This window comes from Paenibacillus sp. 23TSA30-6 (assembly GCF_014858585.1).
Taxonomy (GTDB): Bacteria; Bacillota; Bacilli; order Paenibacillales; family Paenibacillaceae; genus Paenibacillus.
Map to the genome: position 1 here is coordinate 103,979 of NZ_SLTL01000016.1, position 13,472 is coordinate 117,450.

General features: G+C 49.6%; 12 protein-coding genes. 11 read left to right on the plus strand and 1 reads right to left on the minus strand.

The annotated features are described in order from the left end of the window. The first annotated feature begins 137 nt into the window (after positions 1–137). The 7 genes from E0698_RS16040 to pyk all read left to right on the plus strand — a co-directional run bounded on the left by E0698_RS16040 (position 138) and on the right by pyk (position 8,403). Positions 138–3,815: a DNA polymerase III subunit alpha gene (locus E0698_RS16040; RefSeq protein ID WP_192512198.1), complete on the plus strand. Its 3,678-nt coding sequence runs from the start codon at positions 138–140 to the stop codon at positions 3,813–3,815. Between the two features lie 128 nt (positions 3,816–3,943). Further along, positions 3,944–4,441, plus strand: coding sequence for a phosphatidylglycerophosphatase A family protein (locus tag E0698_RS16045; protein ID WP_149095369.1), 498 nt, complete (start codon positions 3,944–3,946; stop codon positions 4,439–4,441). A gap of 153 nt (positions 4,442–4,594) precedes the next feature. Beyond that, a complete protein-coding gene (locus E0698_RS16050; protein ID WP_013309585.1) occupies positions 4,595–4,783 on the plus strand; it encodes a hypothetical protein in 189 nt (62 codons plus the stop codon). Positions 4,784–4,813: 30 nt separating this feature from the next. Beyond that, positions 4,814–4,945 (plus strand): hypothetical protein, encoded by a 132-nt coding sequence (locus E0698_RS27350; RefSeq protein ID WP_273042491.1) that lies wholly within the window; start codon positions 4,814–4,816, stop codon positions 4,943–4,945. Positions 4,946–4,965: 20 nt separating this feature from the next. Further along, on the plus strand, positions 4,966–5,859 hold the full coding sequence (gene accD / locus E0698_RS16055) for an acetyl-CoA carboxylase, carboxyltransferase subunit beta (RefSeq protein WP_192512199.1): 894 nt from the start codon (positions 4,966–4,968) through the stop codon (positions 5,857–5,859). Continuing rightward, the gene (locus E0698_RS16060; protein ID WP_192512200.1) at positions 5,860–6,843 is read left to right on the plus strand and encodes an acetyl-CoA carboxylase carboxyltransferase subunit alpha; all 984 of its coding nucleotides are present in this window, start codon (positions 5,860–5,862) and stop codon (positions 6,841–6,843) included. It abuts the gene before it with no gap. Between the two features lie 123 nt (positions 6,844–6,966). Continuing rightward, entirely contained in the window at positions 6,967–8,403 is a 1,437-nt protein-coding gene (gene pyk / locus E0698_RS16065) for a pyruvate kinase (RefSeq protein ID WP_134910426.1), read from the plus strand. Between the two features lie 95 nt (positions 8,404–8,498). On the opposite strand, the gene E0698_RS16070 is transcribed toward pyk, so the two are convergent. Continuing rightward, positions 8,499–9,398: a LysR family transcriptional regulator gene (locus E0698_RS16070; RefSeq protein WP_192512201.1), complete on the minus strand. Its 900-nt coding sequence runs from the start codon at positions 9,396–9,398 to the stop codon at positions 8,499–8,501. 207 nt (positions 9,399–9,605) lie between these two features. Between E0698_RS16070 and E0698_RS16075 the strand changes: the two genes are divergently transcribed. The 4 genes from E0698_RS16075 (at position 9,606) to pstB (ending at position 13,318) form a co-directional block, all read left to right on the plus strand. Then, entirely contained in the window at positions 9,606–10,529 is a 924-nt protein-coding gene (locus E0698_RS16075; RefSeq protein WP_192512202.1) for a phosphate ABC transporter substrate-binding protein, read from the plus strand. A 110-nt stretch (positions 10,530–10,639) separates the two neighbouring features. After that, positions 10,640–11,572 (plus strand): phosphate ABC transporter permease subunit PstC, encoded by a 933-nt coding sequence (gene pstC, locus E0698_RS16080; RefSeq protein WP_044648776.1) that lies wholly within the window; start codon positions 10,640–10,642, stop codon positions 11,570–11,572. Next, positions 11,572–12,468, plus strand: coding sequence for a phosphate ABC transporter permease PstA (gene pstA / locus E0698_RS16085; RefSeq protein WP_014280701.1), 897 nt, complete (start codon positions 11,572–11,574; stop codon positions 12,466–12,468). The genes pstC and pstA overlap by 1 nt, the downstream gene beginning before the upstream one ends. Positions 12,469–12,484: 16 nt before the next feature. Beyond that, positions 12,485–13,318 carry a phosphate ABC transporter ATP-binding protein PstB gene (gene pstB / locus E0698_RS16090; RefSeq protein ID WP_192512203.1) on the plus strand — a complete coding sequence of 278 codons (834 nt, stop codon included), beginning with the start codon at positions 12,485–12,487 and terminating at the stop codon, positions 13,316–13,318. The last annotated feature ends 154 nt before the right edge of the window (positions 13,319–13,472 follow it).

Here is a 13,472-nt window from a genome sequence, read left to right on the forward strand (position 1 = left end):
GCTCTTTTCCTCCTTAGGTGTAAGAATCAGGACCGCGCTTGTCCGCCCGGGTCTGTACTTTTATTGTATGGGCGCTACCAACGTGGATATGATAAAATAGTTTGAAGAAAAACAAGCGGTGAAAGGAAGAGAAGCGCATGAGTTCATTTGTGCATTTGCATGTTCATAGCGAGTACAGCCTGCTGGACGGCGCGGCTCGTACCGCGGAGTTGGTCAAACAGGCATCAGCTTATGGAATGAAGGCACTGGCCCTTACGGATCACGGGGTTATGTATGGTGCCATTCCTTTTTATAGAGCGTGTGTGGAGAACGGCATTAAGCCGATTATCGGGTGTGAGGCCTATATGACGGCAGGCTCGCGCAAGGAGCGGGGCAGCCGGAAGGATCAGCCCATATATCATTTAATTTTGCTCGCCAAAAATAGAACAGGCTATCAAAATCTGATGAAGCTGTGCTCTATCGGCCATTTGGAGGGCTTTCACTACAAGCCGCGAATCGACATGGAAGCGCTGGCTGCCCATCATGAAGGCATCATATGCTTGAGCGCATGTTTGGGCGGTGAAGTTCCGCAGCATTTGCTGCATGGTCGGGAAGCCGAGGCAAGGCGGGCGGCGGAACGCTACCGCAACATTTTTGGCGATGATTTTTATCTGGAGCTTCAGGATCACGGTCTGTCGGAGCAAAAGCGCGTAAATCCTCTGTTGATCGCGTTAGCGAAAGAGCTGGATATTCAGCTGGTAGCGACGAATGACGTGCATTACCTGACCGAGCCGGATGCAGATGTACAAGACGTTCTGATCTGCATTGGAACTGGCAAGACGGTCGACGACGAGGAGCGCTTGCGCATACCGACCCGTCAGTTGTACCTGAAAAGCCAGGAGGAGATGACTCGTTTGTTCCCCCATGTGGCGGAAGCCATCGACAATACAGTGCGTATTGCTGAAAAATGCGAATTGGAGCTGGAATTTGGGCAATCCATTTTGCCTGAATATCGTCCGCTGCCGGAAGGCATGACTCCTTCGTCCTATCTGCGCAGTTTGTGTGCGCAAGGGCTGGAGCGTCGTTATGGGAGTGATCTGGCGTGGGAACAACCGGAGGACCGGGAAAGGCTGGAGCAGCGGCTCAGTTATGAGCTGAACACGATTGACAGCATGGGATTCAGTGATTATTTTCTGATCGTGTGGGATTTTATCGCTTTCGCTCATAAGCATAATATTGCTACCGGCCCGGGACGGGGTTCCTCGGCGGGCAGTTTGGTTGCCTATGTGCTTAACATCACGAATGTGGATCCGATGAAATATAACCTGCTGTTTGAACGGTTTCTGAATCCTGAACGGATTAGCATGCCGGATATAGATATTGATTTCAGCGATGAACGACGGGATGAGGTTATCGACTATGTGGTGCAGAAGTACGGTAACGAGCATGTAGCGCAGATTATTACCTTCGGAACGCTGGCGGCAAGAGCCGCAGTGCGTGACGTTGGGCGTGCGTTGAATGTACCGTATGGCGAAGTGGACAAGGCGGCCAAGCTGATTCCGGCGCAGCTCGGGATTAATATCCGTCATGCGCTTGAGATCACCCCGGAGCTGAAGACACTGTATGAAACCAAGCCCAAGACGCGCGAGCTGCTGGATATGGCAATTAAAGTAGAAGGCATGCCGCGTCATGCCTCAACCCATGCGGCGGGTGTCGTTATTTCGCGGACTCCGCTGACCGATGCAGTTCCGCTTCAAGAGGGGAGTGAAGGGGTTCCCCTGACGCAATACTCGATGGAAAATCTGGAGCGGATCGGTTTGCTGAAAATGGATTTTCTTGGGCTGCGCACCCTTTCTATTATTGAACGCTGTATGCGTTGGATTACCGAAGAACATGGGGAAACGCCTGATTTTAGCCGCATTCCTGATAATGACCCACATACCTATGACATGCTGGGCAAAGGCGACACAGGCGGTGTGTTCCAGTTGGAGTCGGCGGGGGTACGCCGGGTGCTCAAGGATCTAAAGCCAAGTGTGTTCGAGGATATTATTTCTGTATTGGCCTTGTATCGTCCGGGTCCAATGGGCTTCATTCCTAACTTTATTCAGGCCAAGCACGGGGAGATTGAGGTTCATTATCCGCATCCTGATCTGGAGCCCATCTTGAAGGATACGTACGGCATTATCGTGTATCAGGAGCAGATCATGCAGATTGCTTCGCGCATGGCGGGCTTTTCCCTGGGAGAAGCCGATCTGCTGCGTCGCGCCGTGTCCAAGAAAAAGCGCGAAGTGTTGGATCTTGAGCGAGGTCATTTTGTGGAGGGCAGTGTCAAGCAGGGTTACACGGAAGAGGAAGCCGGAAAAGTCTACGATATGATCGTCCGTTTTGCGGACTATGGATTTCCACGTGCGCATGCGGCTGCTTATGGTGTGCTGGCGTTCCAGACGGCGTATCTCAAAGCCCATTATCCGGTGCAGTTTATGGCTTCCATGCTGACAGCGGTGATGGGTAGCCACCGGAAAGTGGCGGAATATGTCGTCGAATGCCGTCGTATGGATATGACAGTTCTGCCGCCTGATGTGAACGAAAGCGGGGTGCTGTTTACCCCATTGCAGGAAGGTAATATCCGCTTCGGACTGGCCGCGATTAAAAATGTCGGCACGCAGGCGATGGAAAGTATTCTCGCCGTTCGCAAGGAGCGTCCTTTTGACAGCTTGCTCGATTTTTGTCGCCGTGTGGATTTGCGGGTGTGCAATAAGCGGGTGATCGAATCTCTCATTCAGGCAGGGGCTTTTGACTCGTTGCCGGGTCATCGGGCGCAGTTGCTTGCCATGCTGGATGAAACGGTGGATGCAGCGGTCAAATGGCGCAAGGAACGTGACGATTTGCAAATTGATATGTTTGGTTTTGTGGAAATGCCTAACTGGGATATCGAATATCCCGAAGTACCAAAATTCAGTGCAGGTCAGCAGTTAGAGCTGGAACGTGAGTTGTTGGGACTGTATCTGTCCGGGCATCCGCTGGATGATTTTGAGCCGTTACTGGAAAGCAGCGATGCGGAGCGTCTGATGGAATTGGGCGATGTGCCGGATGAAGCGGTTGTCGTAACCGCAGGTATGGTTGTGTCGCTCAAGACGATTACGACCAAGCAGGGCAAGGCTATGGCCTTTATCGAGCTGGAGGATCAGATTGAGCGCTGTGAGGTTGTGTTGTTTCCCGAAGTGTGGAAGCGAAGCCACCAGTGGATTGAAAAGGGAGCGTTGCTTGCGCTTCGTGCCAAAATGCAGCACCAGGACGAGCATTTCAAGCTCCTTGCGGACGAGGCCGCGCCACTGGCGGAGGATTCGCTGGCGCGGCTTCTCCAGCGCCGGCGTGCCGGAGCGCGTTCGTCCGCCGCGGCTGGCTCTGCCACTGGCGGCCCCGGCGGGGGAACGCCACGTGTGCCGTCGAGGCCGTCGGCAGCCGGGGCGTCTGCGCAGCCGACTACGGCGCAAGCGGTCCCGCCCGTTTCGACGGCTCGCCCGGCCACGGGCACTACGCCGCACGCCACGGAAGCGGCTCCCGGCGAACAAGCCTCGGCTCCGCGTAGTTCGGAGCCGACTGCCCGTCAGCGGGTGTTTGTCAAAATCACCCGCCAGGCCGAGGAGGACGCCAGCTTGCTGGTCAGCCTCAAGGCGCTGCTACAGGAACATCCCGGTGCATTGCCTACCGTACTTTTTTATGAGAGCAGCCAGCGTTTGCTGGCGTTGAGTGATGCTTACAGCATCAAGCCTTCGCCTCAGCTTTTTGACCGGATGGAGTCGATGCTGGGGGCAGGCACAGTGAAAGTCAAATAATGAACATTTTCCTCCCCTCCTGCATACACTTGGAACACTGGCGGAACAGGAACACCAGCACTTATCCAGCATCATGAGGTTCCGCAAGGTGGAAGACAGAACTGTATGGTGAAGGCGGGAGGGAAATCATGTCCTATGAATACGCAGAATCCTTGTTAATTCGCAGAGGCATTAGTATTGAGTCCATAGCGGACATTGTTTTTCAGCTTCAGCTAAAATATTACCCCCAGTTGACCATTGAAGAATGTGTAGACAGCGTAAAGGCAGTTTTGCAGAAGCGAGAAGTGCAATATACGCTATTCACGGGGATTGCGCTGGATGAACTGGCCGAAAAAAAACTTCTTCCCCAGCCGCTGCAAGCCATTATGGAGGCAGATGAGCCCCTGTACGGGGTGGACGAGACACTGGCCCTCGGGATTACGAGCGTCTATGGTATGATTGGCTTGACCAGCTTTGGTTATCTGGATAAAGAAAAGACAGGAATCATTGAACAGCTAAACCATAAAGGCAGCGGTATTCATGTATTTCTGGACGATCTGGTCGCCGGACTGGCTGCTGCCGCTTCTTCGCGCATTGCTCATCGCAGCCTGCATGCCAAGCAATACCCTTCGTCATTGGACACTTGATTTACCTGTTCAAACAGAGTCAATGATTTTCTGGGCCCTCTGACCGATCTTGACCGAGCAGGAGGGCTTTTGTTGCGGGAAAAAAGTAAGGTATGTTATCATGAGTCTATTATATGGGCTCAAAACTTGAGGCTTAGGGGGTAGAAACAAGGCATGTGGACGGTGATCTATATAGCACCGACGGCCAGACTGGCTGACATGATTAAGCTCAAACTGTCGGAAGAAGGTTTTATGGTGCAGGCCCGGGCCATCAGCGCGTCCAAGCAGCAGTTTGAGATACTTGTGCCTTCGGGTGAAGTCGAAGAAATACAGGAAGTGCTTAATTCGATTTTGCGCCCTTGAGTCCGGAACGGCGGAAAGTGATACAGCAGCATGAATGGAACGAAGGATGCACGATTGGCGGTAATGTTTTGCAAAACAGGCGTTGACGTGTGTATAAACATAATGCTTAGAGGTGCCGCACAGACGGCAGAGGACCTTGTATCGGTTACGGCTGACAAATAAACGGCTGGAGAGGTGTAGTTGTGTTTAAAGATTTATTCCAAAAGAAGCGTAAATACGCGACCATCCCTTCGGAACGGGTGCTGAGCGGCGATCAAGCGGACATGCCGGATCGTCCCAAACGAGAAATTCCCGAAGGTCTTATGACCAAATGCGGCAAGTGCGGAAGCATTCAATACAGTAAAGAGTTGGAAAAAAATCTGAAAGTGTGCCCGGTGTGCGGATATCATATGCGTCTTAACGCGATGGATCGTATCCGTATGGTGCTCGATGAAGATACATTTACAGAATATGATGCCGATATGATTTCGGTTGATCCGCTGGATTTTCCGGGATATGCGAGCAAGCTGGAGCAGCAGACGCTGAAATCCGGTTTGCGAGAGGCTGTCATTACGGGCGATGGGCTTATTCATGGGCATCCGACTGTTGTTGCGGTGATGAGCTTTGACTTTTTCACTGGCAGCATGGGTTCGGTCGTCGGGGAGAAAATTACCCGCGCCATTGAGCAGGCGATAGACAAGCGTCTTCCGCTTATTATTTTCTCCACATCTGGTGGGGCGCGTATGCAGGAAAGTATTTTGAGCCTGATGCAGATGGCCAAAACAAGTGCGGCTCTCGCTCGCATGGACGAGCAGGGATTGCTCTATATTTCCGTTATCACCGATCCGACTACAGGTGGAGTATCCGCCAGCTTTGCTACGCTTGGAGATATTAACATTGCGGAGCCTGGGGCAGTATTCGGTTTTGCCGGACGTATCGTGATCGAACAGACGATCAGACAGAAGCTACCGGACGATTTTCAAACCTCCGAATTTAATTTGCAGCACGGACAATTGGATATGGTTGTACATCGCAAGGAACTGCGCGATACACTTGGCCAACTGCTCGATTTGCACAGCGCGAAAGAGGTGGAATAGATGGCTGGCGAATTGCCTTATGAAAAGCCCCTGGTCGAGATGCGACAGAAGATCGATGAACTCAAGCAATTCGGACAGGATAAGCAAATTGATTTTACAGATGAAATTAACCGTCTGGAGGAACGTTATCTCCAGACGGAGGAAGAAATATACACAAACATTACAGCATCGCAAAAAATGCACGTGGCCCGTCATCATCAGCGACCGACATCGCTTGATCTGATCGAGCAGGTGTTTACGGACTTTATCGAATTGCACGGCGACCGCCTGTATGGCGACGATCTGGCGGTCGTGGGTGGAATTGCCAAGCTGAATGGTATTCCGGTAACCGTCATTGGACAGCAACGTGGCAAGGATACGAAGGATAATATCGCGCGGTTTTTCGGAAGCGCGCACCCGGAGGGATTCCGTAAAGGCTTGCGTCTTATGCAGCAGGCTAATAAATTCAAACGCCCTATTATTACATTTATTGATACGAAGGGCGCATATCCGGGTAATACAGCAGAGGAGAGAGGTCAATCGGAAGCGATTGCCCGCAATTTGCGGGAAATGGCAAAGCTTTCGGTGCCTGTTATTTGTGTGGTCATCGGCGAGGGTGGAAGCGGCGGTGCACTTGCGTTTGCCGTCGGCAACCGTGTGCTGATGCTGGAGCATGCCATCTACTCGGCCATTTCTCCAAACGGAGCGGCCTCAATTCTGTGGAAGGATGCTTCCAAGGCGGATCAGGCTGCCGAGGCCATGAAGATTACGGCGAATGACCTCCTGCGCATGGAGGTCATCGAGGATATCGTGCCGGAGCCGAAGGGGGGCGCGCATCGTAACTATGAAGTAACCGCTGCTGCTATCAAGGAGTCGCTGGAACGTCATTTGGCCGACCTTTTGAATATGAACAGCGACGAATTGAGGGAAGATCGGTATCAAAAGTTCCGAAAAATAGGCCAATATACCTTTTTGAAAACTTCGGAACCAGGTCCCATGTTGTAATACGCTGGAAACGGGTAACAATAAATATGACGAACTTCCTATACAAATAGGAAAAAGTGTAGTAGATTTAATTGTTGGAAAAAGATATAAAGTAGCACCTTTGAAAACGGAGGAAAAACCCAAATGCGCAAAACTAAGATTGTATGTACCATCGGTCCTTCCAGTGAGTCATTGGAAAATGTGAAGAAACTGATTTTGGCTGGTATGAACGTAGCCCGCCTGAATTTCTCTCACGGTGATTTCGAGGAGCATGGCAACCGGATCAAAAATATCCGCCAAGCTTGTAAGGAGCTTAACAAAAACGTTGCTATTTTGCTCGATACGAAGGGGCCGGAAATCCGGACAGGAAAGCTCGAAGTTGAACCTATTGAGCTTGTTCAGGACGAGTATATTATGCTGACAACGGAAGAAATTCTCGGTACGAAAGATCGTATTTCCGTTACGTACCAGGATCTTCCCTCGGACGTGGAGCCCGGCTCCACCATTCTGATCGACGACGGTCTGATCGGACTCACCGTTATTGAAGTATCAGGTAGTGAAATCAAATGCCGCATTGTCAATGGCGGAACGATCAAGAGCAAGAAAGGCGTTAATGTTCCCGGAGTGAACATTTCCTTGCCAGGCATTACAGAAAAGGATGCTAACGACATCACTTTCGGTATTGAGCAGGACGTTGATTTCATCGCAGCTTCTTTTGTTCGTAAAGCGAGTGATGTACTGGAAATTCGTGAATTGCTGGCGAAGCATAATGCAAGTCACATTCAAATCATTTCCAAAATCGAAAATCAGCAAGGTGTCGACAATTTGGACGAAATTTTGGAAGCTTCGGATGGCCTGATGGTTGCCCGTGGTGACCTCGGTGTTGAAATTCCTGCTGAAGAAGTGCCATTGGCGCAAAAATTGATGATTACCAAGTGTAATGTAGCGGGCAAGCCTGTTATTACCGCAACACAAATGCTGGATTCCATGCAACGTAACCCGCGTCCGACTCGTGCGGAAGCGAGTGACGTTGCGAATGCCATTTTTGACGGAACAGATGCCATTATGCTGTCCGGCGAAACAGCTGCGGGTAAATATCCGGTAGAATCTGTATTGACGATGTCCCGTATTGCAGAGAAAGCAGAATCCGCTCTGAACTACCGCGATTTGTTCAAAAAACAAAGAACGGCTCAGGAAGTTAGTATTACGGAAGCGATCAGCCAATCCGTTTCTATTTCTGCGCTTGACCTGCATGCCAAAGCCATCCTGACGTCCACACAAAGCGGAACAACGGCGCGTATGATTTCCAAATACCGTCCACAAGCTCCGATTATTGCTGTGACAACGCAGGAAAGAACAGTTCGCCGCTTGGCTCTGATCTGGGGAGTACATGCAGTACAAGGCAAACCTGTCGTGGACACGACGGACAAACTGATCGAAAATGCACTGGAAGGCGGTCGCAAATCCGGTCTCGTTAAAGAGGGCGATTTGGTTGTTATTACCGCAGGTATACCGCTCGGTGCTTCTGGTTCTACAAACCTGATTAAAATTAGCTGTGTTCCTGCACAAGCGAAACTTTAGCTTGTTTGTAATAAAAACAGACAGGCTTCATCTTCTAGGTGCGGCAGAGAGAGCATTCAAGTCATTTATGACTTGGATGCTCTTTTTTATGCTCTCTAGCTTCTCTGATCCTCCAGACCTTCTATCCGTGTAAAATCCAGAAATGCCTGCTGGATCATGCTAAGGTTAGTATCGCGTAGATACAGTAAATTTATGTGGTAACGCTCATTCTGCCCCTCAGCATGAGGCCAAGGAAGCCACTCTACCGACGGAACGTCACTACTTTCGTTACGAAGAACACCACAGGCAGGGAAGAAGGCAAGTGCTTCTCCGTTGCTTACCACCTGCATTAACGCCTCCCATGAATTCATTTCCAGATGGGGCTTGATCAACGAGGAATATGGATCTACAACAGATGGCCCGCTATATCTCACCCATGTACCCTTGGCCAGCATTTCAGGCCCCAAAGCATCCATTGATTTGGAAGTATACTCCATTGACATAGACCTGATAACTCCAATTCGATCCGAAGCGACAGGCTCTACCACGGTATGCTCGGAAGAATACTCTCCGTCATTCAAAAAAGCAAAATCAATCTCCCCCTGCTTAAGCAGTTGTCTGACTTTATCCGGGGATTGAATTTCTAGCCGAATTTGGCATTCGGGATATTGTTGAGCAAATTTAGCCATCATAGAAGGGAGTACATACGTGCCCGAGATGGACTCGGCGCCGATGTGCAATTGTCCCTGCGACTGCTCAGTATGTTCATTCACTGTTTGTCTTGCTTTTTGCTCCAGAGCAACCATCTGCTTGGCATAAGGCAGCAGCTTTTTTCCAGTTTCGGTAAGCATAATTCTTCCTTGCTGGGAGACGAATAAGGAGACCCCCAGTTCCTTTTCCAGACTTTTCATATGAAAGCTGACGGTAGGCTGTTTAATTTGCAATGCCTCCGCCACATCCGTCGCCTTGTGGAATTTGTCGATCATCATCAAAATACGCAATTTTAAAATATTCATGGACTTGAACAGCTCTCCTTACATGGACTTCATGTATAAAAAATCAATTATAGATTAATTATATACTGAAAAACAATTTATCTATCAATATTTTATATTTTTTTTACAAAACCAAGTCGTTCGTCTAACATTCCAAGCCTACAATGTAAAAGTGTTGATGGTCATAAATAAAAAACCGTCACTTAAATAAGGGGAGGACAATAAAAAATGTTAAAAAAATGGCCGTTCATTCTGATGACTCTCACCATGGTATTTGCACTTGCAGCTTGCGGATCGGGTAACAATGCTGCACCACAAGGAGACGCTGCTAAAGGAACAGACAATAAAGCGGCTGCTGAACTGACAGGTAACATTCTGGCTGTTGGCTCCACTGCACTTCAACCATTGGTAGAGCAAGCGGGACAAAAATTTATGGCTGTAGATAAATATAAAGGAATTGCGGTTCAAGTGCAGGGCGGCGGTAGCGGTACTGGCTTGACTCAAGTTTCCGGCGGACAAGCGGATATCGGTAACTCCGACGTATTTGCAAAGGAAAAACTGGAGAGTGGCGCAGATGAATTGGTCGATCACCAGGTAGCTGTTGTAGCAATGTCAGCAGTAGCAAACCCTAAGGTTGGCGTAACAGACCTGAAGAAAGATCAATTGGTACAAATTTTCACAGGTAAAATCACGAACTGGAAACAAGTTGGCGGTGCGGATCAAAAAATCGTTATTGTAAACCGTCCAAGCAGCTCCGGTACTCGTGCGACATTTGAAAAATACGCTTTGGGACAAAAAACGGAAGATCTGCCAGGCTCCATTCAGGAAGATTCCTCCGGTACTGTGAAAAAGCTGATTGCTGAAACACCGGGTGCTATTGGTTACCTCGCCCTGTCCTACATCGACAACACAGTAACAGCATTGAAATACGATGGTGTTGAAGCTAACGTGGAAAATGTAGAGCAAGGTAAATATCCAGTATGGGCTTACGAGCATATGTACACCAAAGGTGAGCCAAAAGAGCATGTAAAAGCATTCCTGGATTACATTCTGTCTGATGAAATCCAAAAATCCGATGTCGTAGACCTGGGATACATCCCGGTATCAGGCATGCAAGTTAAACGCGATGCTGACGGTAACATTACGAAATAAGGAGATATACACCTCCTGTTCGGATGAATGCAGCTAAATGCAAAGTTATATTCACGGAGAAGAGGCGGACTAACGTCCAGCCTCTATTCTTCCGTTAAAGGAGTCACAGTATGGAACCAATTGAAGGGAAGGCATACATGGAACAGAATAAACGATCCCGAGGTATGAAAGAAAGGCATTACTGGGAAGAATGGACCGGCCGCATTTATACGTCGGTTTGTGTCGTTTTTTTGGTTGCAGTCATTGTCTCCATTGTATATTTTGTCGCCTCCAAAGGTGTAGCTACATTTGTGGTGAATGGAGTCAGTCTGCAAGAGTTTTTCTTCGGAACCAAATGGAGCCCGGATGGTGAGCCTAAGTCCTTCGGCGCACTTCCGTTTATTACAGGCTCTTTTGCTGTAACCGTTCTGGCGGCCTTGATCGCCAGCCCGCTCAGCTTGTGTGCGGCTTTATTTATGACCGAAATCGTACCGAAATCAGGTAAACGTATCCTTCAACCTGCGATTGAATTGTTATCCGGTATTCCGTCCGTAGTATACGGCTTTGTCGGCTTGACCGTAATTGTTCCGTTGCTGCGGGACGTGTTCGGGGGACAAGGCATCGGGATTCTCGCTGGCTGTCTCGTGTTGTCAGTGATGATTTTGCCGACGATTACGAGTATTATGGCGGATGCATTGTCATCCTTGCCAGGTGGCCTGCGCGAGTCCTCTTACGCCCTGGGCGCTACCCGCTGGCAGACAATTGCACGTGTTATTATTCCGACACTGCTGCCTGCTCTGTTAACAGGAATTATTCTTGGTATGGCTCGTGCCTTCGGGGAAGCGCTGGCTGTACAGATGGTGATCGGAAATGCTCCGCATATACCGCAATCCTTGCTGGAATCCGCTTCGACCTTGACCAGTGTTATTACACTTAGCATGGGCAATACAGCTATGGGCTCGGTTCATAACAATGCTCTCTGGAGCATGGCGCTTGTTCTCCTGCTCATGACATTCATCTTCGTGCTGCTGGTAAGGCTGCTTGAAAGGAGAAACCGGATTTGATGAAAGCTAAAACGACCGACAAAATCGCTACATTTGTAATCTGTTTCTTCGCATTGTTCATTGTCGCACTTCTGGTGGGACTGCTGGGATTCATTTTGGCACGCGGAGTCAGTCACATTTCCTTTGACTTTTTGACCAGTGCTCCTCAGACGTTACGCGCAGGTGGAGGCATCGGCCCGCAATTGTTCAACTCTGTATTTTTACTTATTTTAACCTTGATTATCACCATTCCGATTGGTTGGGGTGCGGGTATATACATGGCGCAATATGCGAAGCCGGGGAAAATTACGGACTTCATACGACTTGTCGTCGAAGTATTGTCTTCGTTTCCGTCCATCGTCATCGGTTTGTTCGGACTTTTACTTATCGTAAATACATTTAATTTTGGTTTTTCCCTGTTATCAGGAGCCTTGGCCTTGGCTGTATTCAATCTGCCGCTGATGGTTCGGACGACAGAACAGGCTTTCCGGGCGGTGCCCAAGGAGCAAAAGGAAGCCGGGCTTGCGCTCGGGTTGTCCAAGTGGAAAATCATTACCTCCATTTTGCTGCCTGCTGCGCTGCCGAGCTTGATTACAGGGACGATTTTGGCCGCGGGCCGCATTTTCGGGGAAGCAGCAGCGTTGCTGTTTACAGCTGGGATGAGTACGCCGCCGCTTGATTTCACTGATTGGAATCCATTGCATGCCAGATCGCCCATTAATCCGATGCGTCCTGCCGAGACACTGGCTGTGCATATCTGGAAGGTTAACAGTGAAGGCATCGCTCCTGATTCCAAGGATATTGCCGCAGGTGCTTCCGCGGTATTGGTGCTGCTCGTACTTGCCTTCAACCTGATCGCAAGATGGTTCGGAAGAGTCGTCTACCGCCGCCTGACAGCTGCCAAACGGATGGATTAGAAAGGGGATGGGAAACATGGAACAAGTCATTTCGCGAACGGCAACACCTGCAACGCCCATACAATCTACGCGCTCGGAACAACTTGCGGGGCAAGCTCCACAACCTTTCAGTACCGAGGATTTAAGTATCTATTACGGCAGCTTTGAGGCTGTAAAAAAAGTAAATCTGGCCTTTCCCGAGCAGACAGTGACCGCCCTGATCGGGCCTTCCGGCTGCGGTAAATCGACCTTTTTGCGCTCTCTCAACCGGATGAACGACGAGATTGCCTCTTCCTCTACGACAGGGCACATCTGGATGGACGGACAGGATTTGACCGCACCGGGCACAGATGTGATCAAGCTGCGTCAGCAAATTGGCATGGTGTGGCAGCGGCCTAACCCGTTTTACAAATCCATTTATAATAACATCGCTTTCGGTCCCAAATACCGGGGTGTTCGTAAAAAGAAACAGCTTGATGAAATCGTCGAAAGCAGTCTGCGTAAAGCAGCACTATGGGATGAGGTTAAGGACCGTCTTCATGATTCCGCTCTGGCGTTGTCTGGTGGACAGCAGCAGCGGCTTTGTATTGCGCGCGCGCTATCCGTCCAACCGAAAATTTTATTGCTTGACGAGCCGGCTTCTGCGCTGGATCCTGTATCTACAGGCAAGGTGGAAGAGCTGATTACCGAGTTGAAAAAAGAGCTGCGCATCGTCATCGTGACGCACAATATGCAACAGGCGGCACGGATTTCCGATTATACGGCTTATTTTTATATCGGGAGTCTGGTCGAGCAAGGCAAAACGAATGATATTTTCACTAATCCTGAAAATGAGCTGACCCAGGAGTACATTATGGGGCGGTTTGGGTAAGCGAGACCGTTCGTCGGCTTACTATATATGAGATAGGATAAATCCTCTTACTAATCTAGTATTAGTAAGAGGATTTTTTTATGTGCGCCCGGCATGGGCGATAACTTGGCGGTGAAAGTCCGCTACAGGCTTGGCAGTAGGAACTGTTAGCCAA

What these genes read in the sequence shown, in the direction of transcription:
- E0698_RS16060 (WP_192512200.1), top strand. Translation starts at nt 5,860, where the DNA reads ATGGCTGGCGAATTGCCTTATGAAAAGCCCCTGGTCGAGATGCGACAG.
- pstB (WP_192512203.1), top strand. Translation starts at nt 12,485, where the DNA reads ATGGAACAAGTCATTTCGCGAACGGCAACACCTGCAACGCCCATACAA.
- E0698_RS16070 (WP_192512201.1), bottom strand. Translation starts at nt 9,398, where the DNA reads ATGAATATTTTAAAATTGCGTATTTTGATGATGATCGACAAATTCCAC.
- E0698_RS16040 (WP_192512198.1), top strand. Translation starts at nt 138, where the DNA reads ATGAGTTCATTTGTGCATTTGCATGTTCATAGCGAGTACAGCCTGCTG.
- E0698_RS16045 (WP_149095369.1), top strand. Translation starts at nt 3,944, where the DNA reads ATGTCCTATGAATACGCAGAATCCTTGTTAATTCGCAGAGGCATTAGT.
- E0698_RS27350 (WP_273042491.1), top strand. Translation starts at nt 4,814, where the DNA reads ATGAATGGAACGAAGGATGCACGATTGGCGGTAATGTTTTGCAAAACA.
- pstC (WP_044648776.1), top strand. Translation starts at nt 10,640, where the DNA reads ATGGAACCAATTGAAGGGAAGGCATACATGGAACAGAATAAACGATCC.
- pstA (WP_014280701.1), top strand. Translation starts at nt 11,572, where the DNA reads ATGAAAGCTAAAACGACCGACAAAATCGCTACATTTGTAATCTGTTTC.
- E0698_RS16075 (WP_192512202.1), top strand. Translation starts at nt 9,606, where the DNA reads ATGTTAAAAAAATGGCCGTTCATTCTGATGACTCTCACCATGGTATTT.
- pyk (WP_134910426.1), top strand. Translation starts at nt 6,967, where the DNA reads ATGCGCAAAACTAAGATTGTATGTACCATCGGTCCTTCCAGTGAGTCA.
- E0698_RS16050 (WP_013309585.1), top strand. Translation starts at nt 4,595, where the DNA reads ATGTGGACGGTGATCTATATAGCACCGACGGCCAGACTGGCTGACATG.